The sequence below is a fragment of the Ferrovibrio terrae genome, from assembly GCF_943371255.1.
GTDB lineage: Bacteria > Pseudomonadota > Alphaproteobacteria > Ferrovibrionales > Ferrovibrionaceae > Ferrovibrio > Ferrovibrio terrae_B.
This window is the reverse complement of sequence record NZ_CALRUC010000039.1, coordinates 16,365-32,556: the sequence shown is the minus strand read 5'-3', so window position 1 is coordinate 32,556 and position 16,192 is coordinate 16,365. Positions and strand designations below refer to the sequence as shown.

The following is a 16,192-nucleotide window of genomic DNA, read 5'->3' as shown; positions in this document are numbered from 1 at the left end:
GAGAACATCACCGGCTCCGATCATGCCGACACGCTCACCGGCGATGCGGCCGCCAATGCACTCACCGGCGGACTGGGTGACGACCTGCTCACCGGTGGCGCCGGCGCCGACGCGCTGGTCGGCGGCACCGGCACGGATACCGCGAATTACGCCGCCTCGACGGCGGCCGTCACCGTCAGCCTGACGGCCGGTACCGGTACCGGTGGCGATGCCCAGGGCGACACGCTCGCCACCATCGAGAATCTCGTCGGCTCGGATCATGCCGACACGCTCACCGGTGATGCTAATGCCAATGTCCTCGAAGGCGGCGCCGGTGGCGACAGCCTGAGTGGCATGGCCGGCAACGATACCCTGCTGGGCGGCGTGGGCAACGACACGCTGCAGGGCGGCGCCGGTGCCGATATCCTGACCGGCGGCGCTGGCACCGATACGGCCACCTACGCGGCGGCCACCGCGGCCGTCACGGTGAATCTGGCGACGGGCAGCGGCAGCGGCAGCGATGCCGCCGGCGATACGCTGACCGAAATCGAGAACCTGACCGGTTCGGGTTACAACGACACCCTGACCGGCGATGCCACTGCCAACCGGATCGACGGCGGCGTGGGCAATGACATCCTGACCGGCGCGGCCGGTGCGGATACACTGATCGGCAATACCGGCACCGATACCGCCAGCTATGCGGCCTCCAGCGCAGCCGTGACCGTGAGCCTTGCGGCCGGCACCGGCAGCGGCGGCGATGCCGAGGGCGACACGCTTGCCACCATTGAGAATGTCACCGGCTCGGACTTCAACGACACCCTGACCGGCGATGCGGCAGCCAATACGCTGACCGGCGGTGCGGGCGACGACCTGCTGACCGGTGGCGCCGGCGCCGATGCGCTGGTCGGCGGCACCGGCATCGACACCGCCAGCTATGCGGCTTCGACGGCTGCCGTCACGGTCAGCCTCGCCAGCGGCACCGGCTCGGGTGGCGACGCGGCCAGCGACACGCTGAGCGGCATCGAGAATATTGTCGGCAGCGCTTACAACGACACGCTCACCGGTGACGGCAATGCCAACATCCTGGATGGCGGTATCGGAAACGACATTCTCTCTGGTGGCATCGGCGCCGATACCCTGCTGGGCGGCGCGGGTACCGATACCCTGACCGGTGGTGCGGGCGCGGATATCCTGACCGGCGGCGCCGGCATCGATACCGCCAGCTATGCGGCCGCCACGGCGGCTGTCACCGTCAATCTCGCCACCGGGCTTGGCAGCGGCAGCGATGCCGAGGGCGACGTGCTGTCGGAGATCGAGAATCTTACCGGCGGCAATTACGCCGATACGCTGACTGGCGATGCCAGTGCCAACACACTGGATGGCGGCACCGGCAATGACATCCTCGAAGGCGGCGCCGGCGCCGATGCGCTGATCGGCAATACCGGCACGGATACCGCCAGCTATGCCGGTTCGTCTGCGGGTGTTTCAGTCAGCCTGACCAGCGGCACCGGCACCGGCGGCGATGCCCAGGGCGATACGCTGGCCACCATCGAAAACCTGACCGGCTCGGGCTTCGATGACACCCTGACCGGCAGCAGCGCCGCCAATACCCTGACCGGCGGCGATGGCAACGACACCCTGCTCGGCATGGCCGGCAGCGATACATTAGTCGGCGGCCTCGGCAGCGACACGGCGAGCTATACCGGCTCAAACGCCGCAGTCACCATCAGCCTGGCAACCGGCTCGGCGAGCGGCGGCCATGCGGCGGGTGATACCTTCAATTCGATCGAGAACCTGACCGGCAGCAGCAACAACGACAGCCTGACCGGCGATGCCAATGCCAATATCCTCGATGGCGCGGCAGGCAACGACACCCTGGTCGGCAATGCCGGCAACGACACGCTGACCGGCGGTGCCGGCACCGACAGCCTGACCGGCGGCATCGGCGACGATATCATGCTGGGTGGCGATGGGGCCGACACCGCCTATTTCGCGGCCGGCTGGGGCATGGACCAGTTCAGCGGCGGCGCGGCCGGCGGCTGGACCGACACGATCTACATGAACGGCGTCACCGGCGGCCCGGGCTTCGGCAACTGGACGATGACGCTGACCGACGGCACGCTGATCACCAACAATGCCGCCCATGGCACGCTGACCCTGGGCAGCGATGTGTCGGGCACCATCGTGATGAGCGATGGCAGCGAGCTCACCTTCGACGGGGTCGAACGCCTGCAGTGGTAAACCGCAGGCGCCGACTGTTCGGCGTCAGGCCAGTTCGAAGCGGATCGGCTGGGCGCCCTGCCACAGCACGGTCTTGCCCAGCGCCGCCAGATTCTCCAGGCCATCGGTGATGGTGATGAAGTGGTTGCCGGCCAGTTGGCCCATCTTGCTGGCGAACTGTACGCCGCCATAGGCCAGCAGGATTTCGGTTTCGCTGATGCCGCCCGGATACAGGATGATCTGGCCCGGGGCCGGATAGCTGGTGTGATTCTCGTAGCCCAGGCCGAGATCAAGGTCGCCGAGCGGAATCCAGCAGCCCTCGCCGCTCCAGCGCACATGGATGATCTTCTCGACATAGGGCAGCAGGCTGCGGAACTTGGCGACGGTCTTCGGCGCCGCCGCGGTTTCGAATTTGGCGCCGAAGGTGAAGCTGCCGGCGGTGATCTTGAGCTTGTCCATGGTGTCGTCTTTCTTGCGATGAATCAGGCTGCGGCCTTGGGCTTGGCCATGTCCGGCAGGTCGCAGGGCAGGAACTGGCCGCGACCCTCAGATGCCATAAAATGACCCCTGTCCACCAGCACTTCGCCACGCGACAGCACGGTTTCCGGCCAGCCCGTGACCTCCAGCCCCTCATAGGGCGTGTAATCCACATTGTGGTGCAGCAGGCTGTTGGTGATTTTCACCTTGCGCTCGGGGTCGTAGACCACGATATCGGCATCGGCACCGATCGCCAGCGTGCCCTTGCGCGGATACAGGCCATACATCTTGGCCGGATTGGTGGCGCTCAGTTCGACAAAGCGCTGCAGGCTGATGCGGCCCTTCTTCACCCCTTCGGAGAACAGGATCGGCAGGCGGGTCTCGACGCCGGGAATGCCGTTCGGCACCCAGTTGAACGGCGTCTTGTCGCCACGCACCATCTTGCCCTTGGGATCGGCATAGCGGAACGGCGCGTGGTCGGACGACACGATCTGGAACACGCCGCTGGCCAGGCCGTCCCAGATCGCGGCCTGGTTGGCCTTGTCGCGCGGCGGCGGGCTGCAGATGCATTTCGCGCCTTCGAAACCGGGCGCATGCAGGTCATGCTCGGTCAGCACCATGTATTGCGGGCAGGTCTCGGCATAAATCTTCATGCCGCGGCCCTGCGCCCAGTGAATCTGCTCGACCGCCTCGCGGCCCGAGACATGCACGATCAGGATCGGCACATCCGCCAGTTCAGCCATGGTGATGGCACGATGGGTGGCCTCGCGCTCCACCGCCATCGGCCGCGAGGCGGCATGGTAGCGCGGCTCGGTATGGCCTTCCGCCAGCAGCTTGTCGGTCAGCCAGCTGATGAAATCGGCATTCTCGGCATGGATCATCGCCATGGCGCCGTCGCGTCGTGCGACGGTCAGCAGGTCGAGCACCTGGCGGTCGTTCAGCTTCATGTCGTCATAGGTCATGTAGATCTTGAACGACGTATAGCCGTCGCGAATCAGTGCGGGCAGATCCTGCCCGATCAGCTGTTCGGTCGGGTCGCTGACGATCAGGTGGAAGGCATAGTCGATGAAGGACTTGCCATTGGCGCGGCGGTGATAGTCGGCCACCGCATCGCGCAGCGACTGGCCCTTGAACTGGATGGCGAAGGGAATGACCGTCGTGGTGCCGCCCCAGGCTGCCGATCGAGATCCAGTGTAAAAATCATCCGCCATCACCGTACCGTCGCTGGTCGGCTGGTCGAAATGGCAATGGCCGTCGACGCCGCCGGGCAGCACCAGCTTGCCCCTGGCATCGATCTCGGTCTTGCCGGCCGCAAGGCTGGCGCCGATGGCGACAATCTTGCCGCCGGTGATGCCCAGATCGGCGGCAAACACATCCGATGCCGTCGCCAGCGTGCCATTGCGGATCACGGTATCGAATTGCGCCATGGGATTATCCTTTTCGGTCTGGAGACGGTCAGCGGAAATATCCGCCGGGGTTGGCCTCGGCGGCAATGGCCTTGCGCACATCGTCCTGCAGATTGCGCAGATGCGTCAGCATCGCGGCCTGTGCGGCGGCGCTGTCGCGGCGCTCGACCGCCTCGAGGATGGCAAGATGTTCGCCGTCGATTTCCGTCGGGCGGTGCAGGGCGCTGGAGATGCGGAACAGCCGGGCCACCACCCGCATGCGCGTAATCGTATCGGCCAGGGTCGCATGCCCGGCAGCGCGGGCGAAGAAACTGTGAAAGCGGTTGTCGAACTGCCAGTGCGCCATGTCGTCTTCGCCGGGACCGAGCGCCACCAGGTCGCGGCGTAGGCCGGCGAGATCCTCATCCGTCACCAGCGGCACGGCTTTCTCGATGGCAACGCATTCCAGCACTTCACGCAGCTGCATGCATTCAAAGAATTCGCGTGTCGACACGCTGCGCACCCGATAGGCGCGATCCGTTGTGCGTTCGAGCAGCCCCTCGCCGACCAGCCGCACCAGGGCCTCGCGCATCGGCGTGCGCGAGACCTGCAGATGTTCGGCCAGGCGGCCTTCGGGCACCTCGGTGCCGCCGGGCAGTGCGCGGCTGAGAATCAGCTCGCGCAGGTGGTCGTAGGTCTGGTCACCGAGATTCAGGGCGCGAGCGAACAGCGGTTCGACAATCGGCCGTGATGTCGGCTGCGGGCTCATGCCGGCCCGCTCAGTGGGCTTCGGCGATGGCGACCGTCTTGTAGGCGCGGCCGAAGCGGGTTTCGATCCGCCGCTGGATGACATCCCAGATCGAGGTCATCAGCAGGTAATACAGCGCCGCGACGGTGAACAGTTCCAGCACCAGGAATTTCTCCTGGATCAGGATCTGCGTGGTGCGCAGCAGCTCCTCCATCGAGATCACCGAGGTGACCGAGGTGGTCTTGAGCAGGCCGTTGACGCTGTTGCCCAGCGCCGGAATGATGATGCGGGTGGCCTGCGGCAGCACGATATAGATCATCACCTGCGCCGAATTCAGGCCAAGCGCGCGACCGGCATTGCTCTGGCCCGCCGACACGCCGAGGATGCCGCCACGGATGATCTCGGCCAGATAGGCGGCTTCGTTCAGCACCAGGCCGATCAGCGCCGATTCAATCACCGACAGCTTGAGGCCGATCTGCGGCAGGCCGGTATAGATGATGATGAGCTGCACCAGCAGCGGCGTGCCGCGGAATACCCAGATGTAACCCTGCGCCAGCACCGACATCCAGCGATAGGGCGCCAGCCGCAGCAGGGCGAGCAGGCAACCGACGACCAAGCCGCCGGCGATGGCCGCCAGCGTCAGCCACAGGGTGGTCAGCGCGCCACGCAACAGATAGCCGTTGAACAGATATTCGTAAAAGCCGACCCAGTTCCAGCCGCCCATCGTTCTACCCCTGTTTACGCAGAGAATGGACGGCGGCACCGGCCGCCGTCCACCCGTATTCTCACAGGCCCGAGGTTACGAGCTGGGGCCATTGATCATGAACGGCTTGCTGTTCGGCAGCAGGCCGTATTCATCCATCAGCTTCTTGTAGGAACCGTCCTGCATCATGTCGTTCAGCACCTTGACCACGGCTTCGCTGAGTGGCTTGCTCTTCATCGCCAGCGCCACCGGGGTCGGGAACAGGCCCGACATGGCACGGTCGAATTCACCGCGCTTGGCATATTCCGCCGCCGTCGCGTCGATCGAGACGGTCCCTTCGGTCTGGCCCGCGCGCAGTGCCTGATAGGCCGTGGCGAAGTTGTCGAAGGTGCGGATGGTGATCGGCTTCATGCCCTTGTCGGTCAGCGCCTTGTCGAGTTCCTTGATCTTGCGCTCCTCGAAACCGCCCAGCTCGACACCGACGGTGCGGCCCGACAGGTCTTCCGGCTTGGCGATCTTCAGCGGATTGCCCTTGCCGACCGAGATGCTGATCGCCTGCGACTCATACTGCACCATCTGCATCAGCTTGGCGCGCTCTTCGGTCCAGAAGATACCGGTGTTGATCAGATCCCAGCGGCCGGCCTGCAGGCCGGGGATCATCGCCGAGAATTCGATGCGGATATATTCCGGCTTCAGGCAGAGCCGCTTGGCGATTTCGTTGCCCAGCGTGATGCGCATGCCCTTCAGCTCGCCGGTCGAGTCGACGAACTGCATCGGCGGCAGGGTCGGATTGGTCGACATGATCAGCGTGCCGGGCTTGGCCAGCTCTGAATCGGCAACCGCAGGCTTGCAGTTCTGCGCATAGGCTGGCAGGGCCAGGACCGTCAGGCCGGCTGCCAGCAGAATCTTCGTCATGGTCGTGGTCATACTCTTTCTCCTCTATCCGATTTGAATACCGTTACTACCACCCATCCCCACATCAGGCCGCGGCGTTCGGCTTGATGCCCAGAGAATCGATCAGGCCGAGCGCGGCCAGGTCGGCGCGCAGGGCTTCCGTGTCGGCTTTGGGCAGCGGCAGGCGCGGCGCGCGCGGCGCGCCGACCGGCAGGCCCATCATGCCAAGTCCGGCCTTGGAGGCCGCGACATAGCGATGGCCGCCCACCCAGCGGACAATCGGCAGAATCTTCTTGTACAGCGCCAGCGCCGCATCCTTGTCGCTGTGATCGGCCACCAGCTCGAACAGCCGGGCCGAATCGCGCGGCAGCAGGTTGGAGCAGACCGCGACCCAGCCTTGCGCGCCGAGCCAGAAGGATTCGTAGCCCAGGATGCCGGCAAACACTGTCATCCTGTCGCCGCACAGCTCGATGATGTCGCGCACGCGCGTCACTTCGAGAGTCGATTCCTTGATGTAGAGCACGTTGTCGATCTGGCTGAGCCGGGCGACGATCGGCGGCGTGAGATCGACATTCGCCGTCGCCGGGTTGTTGTAGATCATCACCGGCAGCGAGATGGCCTCGCCGATGCGGCGGTAATGTTCGAACAGTTCATCCTCGGTGGGCGAACTGTAATAGGGCGGGATCACCATGATGCCGTCGGCGCCCATGGTTTCGGCTTCGCGCGCATAGGCCACCGCATCGCGGGTCCATTCCGCGCCGGTGCCGATCAGCACCGGCACGCGGCCGGCCGCCGTCTGTACGCAGGTCTCGATCACCTGCAGGCGCTCGTCCTGGGTCATCGAAAGGAATTCGCCGGTGCTGCCCAGCGGGATCAGGCCGTGGATGCCCTGCTCGATCTGCCAGTTCACCAGCTGCTTCAGCGCCGGCACATCGACGGCCTTGCCGTCCGCCGTGAAGGGGGTGATCAGAACAGTGTAGGTGCCGCGCAACGCCGCCATGACTCGGGCCTCTGTCTAGAAATTGACCTTGCCTTTATACTGATCGTATACTAAGTGTATACAGACGTCCATTGCAATTTTCTGTCTCGCTGAAGTCGCCAAGTGAAATACTGTTTCGCCTATGCGCCTTGACCATCCCGATATCCGCCGCAGCGGCGAGATCGTCGAAATCGTCTATGACGGCCAAAGGCTTACGGCGCTGGCCGGCGAGACCGTGGCGGCGGCGCTGGCCAGCCATGGCATCATTCAATTCCGCCATACCCGCGATGGCGGGCGGCGCGGCCTGTATTGCGGCATGGGTGCCTGTTTCGACTGCCTGGTAACGGTGGATGGCAAGGCCAGCCAGCGTGCCTGCCTCACCAAAGTGGCCGCCAACCAGGAGATCCGCTCGGTGATGCCGGCCGGCACTGCGGCCGATCCGCTGCTGCCGCTGACCCCGCCCGTCACCGGCACGGCGCCGGTTGAGCAGGCCACCGACCTGCTGGTGATCGGCGCCGGCCCGGCCGGTTTGGCTGCCGCCATCGCCGCCGCGCAACGTGGTGCCGCCGTCACCGTGCTGGACGAACGCCCGCAAAGCGGCGGCCAGTTCTACAAGCCGCTGGCGCCATCGCATCAGGCACAACATCCCATCGACCGGCAGTTCCGCGACGGCCTCGCCCTGCGCGATGCGGCAATCCGCGCCGGCGTGGCCATCCAGCAGGAGGCCACCGTCTGGGGCGCCCATGCGGCCGATGAAGTGGTGGCCATCGTCGAGGGTCTGGAGACCGTATATCGCCCGCGCCAGCTGGTGATCGCACCCGGCGCCTATGAACGGCCGGTGCCATTTGCCGGCTGGACCCTGCCCGGCGTGATGACCACCGGCGCGGCGCAGACGCTGGCGCGCGCCTATCGTGTTTCGCCCGGCCAGCACGTCGTGATCGCCGGCAACGGGCCGCTCAACCTGCAGCTTGCCTGCGAGCTGGTGGCTGCCGGCGTCGATGTGGTGGCAGTGCTGGAAAGTGCGCCGAAGCCTGCGCCGCACCAGTGGCGTGCCATGCTCACCGCCCTGCGCACGGCACCCGACCTGATCGCCGACGGCCTGCGCTATCTCAACCGCCTGCGCCGCGCCGGCGTGCCGGTGCTGTGGTCGCATGCGATACTGGCCGCCGAGGGCGATGGCCGCGTGGCACAGGTGCGTTACGCGCCGATGGCGCCTGACGGCCGCCTGCAGACGGAAGCCGCCGTCAGTGTTGCCGCCGATGCGCTCTGCCTGGGCTACGGCTTCGTGCCGTCCACCGAGATCGCCCGTGCGCTCGGCTGCGCGCATCACCTGGTCGACCGCCATCTCGGCTATCTCGCCACCGATACGGCTGCCGATGGCAGCACCGATCTGCCCGGCATTTTCGTCATCGGTGATGGCGCCGATCTGGGCGGCGCCCGTGTCGCACTGGCCCGCGGCACACTGGCCGGCCATGCCGCCGCTGCGCGGCTGGGCCTGCCCGCCGGCAATGCCACAGAGATCGCGGATGCCAAAGCCCGCCTGCAGCGCGCGGAACACTTCCAGTCGGCCCTGTGGTCGCTGTATCAGGCGCCGCCGGTGCGCTTTGACCAGGTGCCCGATGCCGCCATGCTCTGCCGCTGCGAAGAGATCAGCGTTGGCCGCGTGCGTGCCGAGATCGCTGCCGGCCATGACAGCCTGGCGGCGCTGAAACGCAACACGCGGCTTGGCATGGGCCGCTGCCAAGGCCGCTACTGCGCCGCCAGTGCCGCTTTGCTGCTGGAGCAGAGCACCGGCCGCCCGCGCGCCGTCGAACAGTATCTGGCACCGCGCCTGCCGGCCAAACCGGTGCCGGCCGGCGCGCTGGCGTTCGAGAAGCCGGAATGGGGCGGCCATCAGCGCGCCATCACGCCTAATCTCGCGCGGCCGGTGGAAACCATACGGCTGCCCGACCAGGAGGCCGCGATCCTGGTGATCGGTGGCGGTGTGGTCGGCGCCTGCCTCGCCTATTACCTGTCGCAGGCCGGCCAGGATGTGCTGGTGGTCGAGCGCGACGACACCAACCTGCAGGCGTCAGGTGCCAATGCCGGCAGCCTGCATGTGCAGCTGTTGTCGTTTGATTTCGGCGCCAAGGCCGAGGCCGGCGGTGGCCCCGCCGCCGCCACGCTGCCGCTCGGCCCGCGTTCGGTGGCCCTGTGGCAGCAGCTGCAGGCCGATTGCGGCGAGGATTTCGAGGTGCGCATCACCGGCGGCCTGATGGTGGCCGACAGCGACGCCGGCATGGACTTCCTGCGCGCCAAGGCCGCATTGGAGCGGCGCTACGGCATCGAGAACGAAGTGATCGGCGGCAACGAGCTGCGCCGCATCGCACCCGCGCTGTCAGACAAACTGATCGGCGCCGAATATGCGCCGCAGGAAGGCAAGATCAATCCACTGCGGGCCACCTATGCGGTGCTGGAAAAAGCCCGCGCCCAGGGCGCCCGCTTCCTGCGCGGCGCCAATGTCACCGCGATCGGCCGCGAGAACGGCCACTGGATTGTCGAGACCTCGCGCGGCCGCATCCGCGCCGGCCGCATCGTCAATGCCAGCGGGCCATGGTCGCGCGAAACCGGCAAGCTGGTCGGCATCGACATTCCGGTACATAGCGCGCCGCTGCAGATGATCGTCACCGAACCGGCGCCGCCGCTGGTCGGCCATCTGGTCGCCCATGCCGACCGCCATCTCAGCCTCAAGCAGGTGGCAAGCGGCGGCCTGGTGATCGGCGGCGCCTGGACGGCAGCCTTTGCCGCGGAACGCCGCTTCAACACGGTGACGCGCCACAGCATCGAGGGCAACCTGTGGGTCGCCAATCACGTGCTGCCGCAGATGGCGGGCCTGCATGTGGTGCGGGCCTGGGCGGCGATGAACATCAATATCGATGGCGCGCCCATCATCGGCCCGGTGCCGGGCCTGCCGGGCTTTTTCAACTGCGTCACCTCGAACGGCTATACGCTGGCGCCGGTGGTGGCGCGCATCACCGCCGACCTGCTGCTGCAGGGCCGCAGCGACATCGACCCCACGCCCTATCTCATCGACCGGTTTGGCTGACGCCATGCCCTCGCCCGCTTTTCCTCTCATCGCAAGAGCCCATCCATGATCTCGATCCAGAATGTCAGCAAGAACTATGGCGACTTCCAGGTTCTGAAAGACTGCACCACCAGCGTGAACAAGGGCGAGGTGGTGGTGATCTGCGGGCCGTCGGGCTCGGGCAAGTCGACCCTGATCAAATGCGTCAACGGCCTGGAGCCTTTCGAGGCCGGCAGCATCACGGTGGATGGCATCAGCGTCGGCGATGCGCGCACCAACCTGTCGGCGCTGCGCGCCCGCATCGGCATGGTGTTCCAGAATTTCGAGCTGTTTCCGCATCTCACCATCCTGCAGAACCTGACGCTGTCGCAGCGCAAGGTGCTGGGCCGCTCGGCCGATGAGGCCGAAGCCAAGGCCAGCGCCCTGCTGCAGCGCGTCGGCCTGGCCAACCAGGCGCCGAAATATCCGGGCCAGCTGTCGGGCGGCCAGCAGCAGCGCGTCGCCATCGCGCGCGCGCTGGCGATGGACCCGATCGCCATGCTGTTCGACGAGCCGACCTCGGCGCTGGATCCGGAAATGATCAACGAGGTGCTGGATGTGATGGTGGAACTGGCGCAGGACGGCATGACGATGCTCTGCGTCACCCATGAGATGGGCTTTGCCAAGAAGGTGGCGCATAAGGTGATCTTCATGGATCACGGCCGCATCATCGAGGATTGCTCAAAGGCGGATTTCTTCGGCACCCAGCGCTCCGACCGCGCACAGCAGTTCCTCGCCAAGATCCTGCAGCACTGAGCCGCCATGCCCGGCCGCAGCGGATATGCCCAGACGGTGACCGGCCCGGTGGCAGCCGGCGATCTGGGCATGACCATGCTGCATGAGCATATCCTGTGCGACCTGCGCGATCCGCTCGGCCGCCGCGCCGGTCCGCCGGCCGATCCACCGATCACCATGGAGACGCGCTTCGAGATCGACTATTTCCAGAATCGCCACCAGGGCAACATGCTGCTGGATGAAGACGATGTGGCACTGGCCGAATTGCAGCGCTATCGCGTCGCCGGCGGTAGCACCATCGTCGAACTGAGCACCGGTGGCCTGGCGCCGCAGCCCGCACGGCTGGCGACACTGTCGCAGGCCAGCGGCGTGCAGATCGTGCTGGGCGGCGGGCTTTATACCGATGCCTATCTGGATGATGCGAGCCGGGCCGCATCGGTGGAGGAACTGGAAGCGCTGCTGCTGGCACAGGTGACCAGCGGTGCCTGGGGCACGACGATCCGCGCCGGCATCATCGGCGAACTGGGCTGCTCCTGGCCGTTGCGCGACAGCGAACGCCGCTGCCTGCAGGCCGCCGCCCGCGTGCAGCGGCGCACCGGCATTGCCATCAGCGTCCATCCCGGCCGCCATGCCGATGCACCGGCCGAAATCGCCGCCATCCTGCTGTCAGCCGGCGCCGACCCGGAGCATACGATCCTGTGCCATATGGACCGCACGATTGCCGACGAAGCGCGGCTGCTGGCCCTGCTGGAGCAGGGCTTCGTGCTGGAATGGGACTTTTTCGGCATCGAAACCTCGCAATACTGGATGGGCGAATACGACCTGCCGACCGACTACATGCGGCTCGATCTCATGCGTCGGTTGATTGGCCGCGGGCATATTCGCCGCCTCGCCATGTCGCAGGATATCTGCATCCGCACCCGCCTGACCCGCTATGGCGGCCATGGCTATGGCCATATCCTGCAGCATGTGGTGCCGATGATGCGGCGGCGCGGCTATAGTGACGGCGAAGTGGAGCAAATCCTTTGCGACACCCCGATTCGTCTGCTCTGCTACCAGTCCCGGCCCGGCGAATCGCCAGCGCCAGCCCCTGACCACCGGCATACGACATGAGCACCAGCAGTCCAGCCAAGCGCGCCGCCCCCGCTTCCGGGGTCAACCTTGCCAACATGGCCTACCGCGCCATCATGGACATGATTCTCGACCGCCATATCCCCAGCGGCGAAGTGATCGTCGAAGACCGCCTGGCCAACGCGCTCAGCATTTCGCGCACGCCGATCCGCGAGGCGCTGGTGCGGCTGGAAAGCGAAGGCCTGGTGCGCAAGGAGGCCAACCGCCCCTATCGCGTGCGCCAGGTCTCCAACCGGGAATATTTCCAGAGCATGCGGCTGCGCGAGATCCTGGAAGGCGAGGCCATCGCCAATGCGATCGACAAGCTGGACCCCAAGCGCCTGCAGGCGATCAAGACCGAGATGCTGCGGCTGCGCGAGGAACCCAAGATCCGCGTCGAGGATCACTGGGCGGCCGATGAAGAGCTGCACACCATGATCGCCGCTGGCTCCGGCAATGCCGTGATGGCGGAGATCATCCGCGAGCTGCGCGTAACCACCCGCATGTTCGAACTCTCGGGCCTGCCGTCGCGCATCCGCCCGGACTGCGAGGAGCATCTGACCATCATCGCGGCACTGGAAAGCGGCGACCCGGCCAAGGCACGCGCGGCGATGGAGCAGCATATCCGCAGCCTGGCCACCGATGTACTGAACGACATTGCGAAGGTCTGAGTGAGCGAAACCCGCGACATCACCGATGCCATCACGGCCGCTGCCGAACGCGAGGCCGCCACATCGCTGGCCTTTCTGCGCGATCTGATCCGCCTGTCGCAGCAGGGCGAAGATGCGATACAGGATTTCATCGCCGCCAGCCTGCGCGCTCTGGGTTGCCGCATCGAGGAACTGCGCTACCGTCCCGCCGAGGTGCCGCTGGTGGAGGAATTCGCCGCCGGCCATGCCATTCCGCCGCGCGAACGCCGCAGCGTGCTTGGCATCCTGCCGGGAAACAGCACGGGCCGCAGCCTGATGCTGTTCGCCCATCCCGATCCCGAACCGCTCGGCGGGCTGGAGGCTTGGCGCCACGATCCCTTCGCCGCGACGGTGGCGGATGGCCGGCTCTATGGCTGGGGTGCCGCCGATGACCTGGCCGGCATCGCCATGATGGTACAGGGCCTGCGCGTGGCACTGGCCGCCGGTATCCGGCCGGCCGGCACGCTGACGCTGGCCAGCACACCCAGCAAGCAGCATGCCCGCGGCGTCGCCGCCGTGCTGCACAAGGGTTATCGCGCCGATGCTGCGGTATACATGCATCCGGCTGAATCCGGCATCGGCATGCAGGAGATCAAGGCCTTCGCGCCGGGCCAGCTGGAATTTCGCATCACCGTGGCCGGCCGCCTGCCCGACACTCAGGAACCGGCCCATACGGCCTTTGCGCATCTGGCGGTCAATCCGCTGGAAAAGGCCATGATCGTCTGCCAGGCGCTGCGCGATCTCGACCGGCGCCGCGGCGAGCGCGTCACCCATCCGGCGCTGCAGGCCGCCATCGGCCGCTCGACCAACCTGCTGATCTCCTCGATCCGCTGCGGCGATGCCGAACGCCCGAGCCGGCTCGACAGCCAATGCGTGATCGGCGGCGCGCTGTCTTTCCCACCGCCCGAACGCCTCGATGCCGTGATGCAGGAGGTCGAGGCCGCCATCGCCCAGGCCGCCACCACCGATGACTGGCTGCGCGACCACCCGCCGCAGATCGAATGGATCGCCGGCGTCGGCGCCGCCGAGACGACTGCGGACGACCCGCTGTATCGCATTGTTGCCGAGGCGGTGACGGCGGCCACCGGGCTGGTGCCGCGGGTCAATCCGCTGCACACCGCCAGCGACATCCGCAACCCGATCATCCAGATGGGCATGCCCACGGTGGGGCTCGGGCCGCTCTGCGGCAGCCTGACCATGGCCGGCGGCCAGGATGAATGGGTGGATGTGGCCGACTATCAGCGCGCCGTGCGCGTGACGGCCACCATCATCGCGCACTGGTCGCGCTGAACCGGCCGGCTGCCTATTCCTTCACCGCGCCGGTCATCGCCGACACATAGTGCTCGACGAAGAAGGCATAGAGCACGACCAGCGGCAGCGAGCCGACCAGCGCGCCTGCCATCAGCGAACCCCAGCGATAGATATCGCCATCGACGAATTCGTTGACGATGGCGACCGGCACGGTCTTGTTCTGCACCGACTGCAGGAAGGTGAGCGCGTAGATGAACTCGTTCCAGCACAGCGTGAAGCAGAAGATGAAGGCCGAGATCAGGCCGGGCACCGACAGCGGCAGCACGATCTTGGTCAGGATCTGCCAGCGCGACGCACCGTCGATCAGCGCGCATTCCTCCAGCTCATAGGGAATGGTCTTGAAATATCCCATCAGCAGCCAGGTGGAGAACGGGATCAGGATGGTCGGATAGACCAGGATGAGGGCGAAGGGGCTGTCGAACAGCCCGTACTGGAACACCACGGTGGCGAGCGGGATGAACAGGATGGACGGCGGCACCAGATAGGCAAGGAAGATCAGCCCGCCGACCGTCTGCGCGCCGCGGAAGCGCAGGCGCACGATGGCATAGGCGGCCAGCACGCTGGCAAACAGCGACAGGGCCGTCGCCGCGGCGGCGACATACATCGTGTTCCACAGCCAGCGCGGATAGTTCGACTCGAACAGAAGCTTTTTGATGTGCTGGAAGGTCGGATCCCAGGTCCAGAACGGGCTGACCCGCTCCATGTCCAGCAGCTGTTCGTTCGGTTTGATCGAGGTGAGTGCCATCCAGTAGAACGGGAACAGCAGAATCACCAGAAACAGGGCCAGCGGCAGGTAGAGCGTGACCAGCCGACGCGGCACCGATTCCAGATAGCTCATGCCCTCGGAATGGTCGTCCGATCCGCCCGCGGTCATTGCTTTTACGTCAGTCATTGTCAGACCCCTGCTGCCATTTCCGGCGTTGCAGCCCGAACCACGAAATCATGATCGCACCGAGCAGGAATGGGATCATGGCCGTGGCGATGGCCGCGCCCTCGCCCAGTTGCCCGGCGATGATGCCGCGCTGATAGGACAGCGTGGCCATCAGATGGGTGGCATTCACCGGCCCGCCGCGGGTCATCGCCCAGATCAGCTGGAAGTCTGTGAAGGTGAACAGCACCGAGAAGGTCATCACCACGGCGATGATCGGCGTCAGCAGCGGATAGGTGATGTGGCGGAAACGCTGCCAGGGCGTGGCGCCATCCAGCGTCGCGGCCTCATAGAGCGAGGGCGACACCGTCTGCAGCCCGGCCAGCAGTGTGATGGCGACAAAGGGAATGCCGCGCCAGATATTGGCGAAGATGGTCGACCAGCGCGCATTCCACGGATCGCCCAGGAAATCGATATTGACCGTGATCAGACCCAGTTTCTTGAGCGACCAGGACAGGATGGAGAATTGCGAGTCGTAGATCCACCAGAAGGCAATCGCCGACAGCACCGTTGGCACGATGAACGGGATCAGCACGGCGGCGCGGATCAGCGCCTTGAAAGGAATATGCTTGTTGAGCAGCAGCGCCAGATAGAGCCCGGCGGCGAACTTAATCGCGCTGGCGACGATGGTGTAGAGCAGCGTGTTGAACACCGAGAGCCAGAAGATCGAATCGCCCTGCAGCCACTCGTAATTCTCCAGGCCGATGAAAACACCGCCACGGCCGATGCGCGTATCGGTGAATGACAGCCACACACCGAGGCCCAGCGGATAGGCGAGAAAGAGAAACAGGATGGCCAGAGCCGGCAGCATGAACCAGTAGCCGAGCCAGGTCCGGTTCGACTTGAGCTGGCTCCAGGCACTGACCTGAATCTGCTGTGGCGCACGCCGCCCCGCCGTTTCGGCCATCGGTTTATTGGTCACATCAACCAT

At 65.8% G+C, this 16,192-nt stretch carries 14 protein-coding genes; 6 read left to right on the top strand and 8 right to left on the bottom strand.

Going from position 1 to position 16,192, the window contains the following annotated elements:
• The coding region (locus tag AAG799_RS10480; protein WP_341895777.1) for a calcium-binding protein at nucleotides 1-2,220 on the top strand (2,220 nt) is incomplete at its 5' end.
• 24 nt (nucleotides 2,221-2,244) lie between these two features.
• Here AAG799_RS10480 and AAG799_RS10475 read toward each other — a convergent pair.
• The 6 genes from AAG799_RS10475 to dapA all read right to left on the bottom strand — a co-directional run bounded on the left by AAG799_RS10475 (nucleotide 2,245) and on the right by dapA (nucleotide 7,406).
• Nucleotides 2,245-2,658 (bottom strand): DUF3830 family protein, encoded by a 414-nt coding sequence (locus tag AAG799_RS10475; protein ID WP_341895776.1) that lies wholly within the window; start codon nucleotides 2,656-2,658, stop codon nucleotides 2,245-2,247.
• Between the two features lie 23 nt (nucleotides 2,659-2,681).
• Nucleotides 2,682-4,103, bottom strand: coding sequence for a dihydropyrimidinase (gene hydA, locus AAG799_RS10470; protein WP_341895775.1), 1,422 nt, complete (start codon nucleotides 4,101-4,103; stop codon nucleotides 2,682-2,684).
• A gap of 28 nt (nucleotides 4,104-4,131) precedes the next feature.
• Nucleotides 4,132-4,830, bottom strand: a complete 699-nt coding sequence (locus AAG799_RS10465; RefSeq protein WP_341895774.1) for a GntR family transcriptional regulator — start codon at nucleotides 4,828-4,830, stop codon at nucleotides 4,132-4,134.
• 10 nt (nucleotides 4,831-4,840) lie between these two features.
• Nucleotides 4,841-5,533, bottom strand: coding sequence for an amino acid ABC transporter permease (locus AAG799_RS10460; RefSeq protein WP_341895773.1), 693 nt, complete (start codon nucleotides 5,531-5,533; stop codon nucleotides 4,841-4,843).
• A 75-nt stretch (nucleotides 5,534-5,608) separates the two neighbouring features.
• On the bottom strand, nucleotides 5,609-6,439 hold the full coding sequence (locus AAG799_RS10455) for an ABC transporter substrate-binding protein (RefSeq protein ID WP_341895772.1): 831 nt from the start codon (nucleotides 6,437-6,439) through the stop codon (nucleotides 5,609-5,611).
• A gap of 52 nt (nucleotides 6,440-6,491) precedes the next feature.
• The gene (gene dapA / locus AAG799_RS10450; RefSeq protein ID WP_341895771.1) at nucleotides 6,492-7,406 is read right to left on the bottom strand and encodes a 4-hydroxy-tetrahydrodipicolinate synthase; all 915 of its coding nucleotides are present in this window, start codon (nucleotides 7,404-7,406) and stop codon (nucleotides 6,492-6,494) included.
• A 121-nt stretch (nucleotides 7,407-7,527) separates the two neighbouring features.
• Here dapA and AAG799_RS10445 point away from each other — a divergent pair, with 121 nt between their 5' ends.
• The 5 genes from AAG799_RS10445 to AAG799_RS10425 are packed head-to-tail and all read left to right on the top strand — an operon-like array spanning nucleotide 7,528 to nucleotide 14,312.
• A complete protein-coding gene (locus tag AAG799_RS10445; protein ID WP_341895770.1) occupies nucleotides 7,528-10,470 on the top strand; it encodes an FAD-dependent oxidoreductase in 2,943 nt (980 codons plus the stop codon).
• Between the two features lie 45 nt (nucleotides 10,471-10,515).
• Complete coding sequence (locus AAG799_RS10440) at nucleotides 10,516-11,244, top strand: amino acid ABC transporter ATP-binding protein (RefSeq protein WP_341895769.1); 729 nt, start codon at nucleotides 10,516-10,518, stop codon at nucleotides 11,242-11,244.
• Between the two features lie 6 nt (nucleotides 11,245-11,250).
• On the top strand, nucleotides 11,251-12,336 hold the full coding sequence (locus tag AAG799_RS10435) for a hypothetical protein (protein ID WP_341895768.1): 1,086 nt from the start codon (nucleotides 11,251-11,253) through the stop codon (nucleotides 12,334-12,336).
• On the top strand, nucleotides 12,333-13,004 hold the full coding sequence (locus AAG799_RS10430; protein WP_341895767.1) for a GntR family transcriptional regulator: 672 nt from the start codon (nucleotides 12,333-12,335) through the stop codon (nucleotides 13,002-13,004). Before AAG799_RS10435 ends, AAG799_RS10430 begins: the two co-directional genes overlap by 4 nt.
• Nucleotides 13,005-14,312: a M20/M25/M40 family metallo-hydrolase gene (locus AAG799_RS10425; RefSeq protein WP_341895766.1), complete on the top strand. Its 1,308-nt coding sequence runs from the start codon at nucleotides 13,005-13,007 to the stop codon at nucleotides 14,310-14,312.
• A gap of 13 nt (nucleotides 14,313-14,325) precedes the next feature.
• On the opposite strand, the gene AAG799_RS10420 is transcribed toward AAG799_RS10425, so the two are convergent.
• Together AAG799_RS10420 and AAG799_RS10415 are read right to left on the bottom strand one after the other, a co-directional pair.
• On the bottom strand, nucleotides 14,326-15,225 hold the full coding sequence (locus AAG799_RS10420; protein WP_341895765.1) for a carbohydrate ABC transporter permease: 900 nt from the start codon (nucleotides 15,223-15,225) through the stop codon (nucleotides 14,326-14,328).
• Nucleotides 15,218-16,183 (bottom strand): sugar ABC transporter permease, encoded by a 966-nt coding sequence (locus AAG799_RS10415; RefSeq protein ID WP_341895764.1) that lies wholly within the window; start codon nucleotides 16,181-16,183, stop codon nucleotides 15,218-15,220. The genes AAG799_RS10420 and AAG799_RS10415 overlap by 8 nt, the downstream gene beginning before the upstream one ends.
• Between the last annotated feature and the right edge of the window lie 9 nt (nucleotides 16,184-16,192).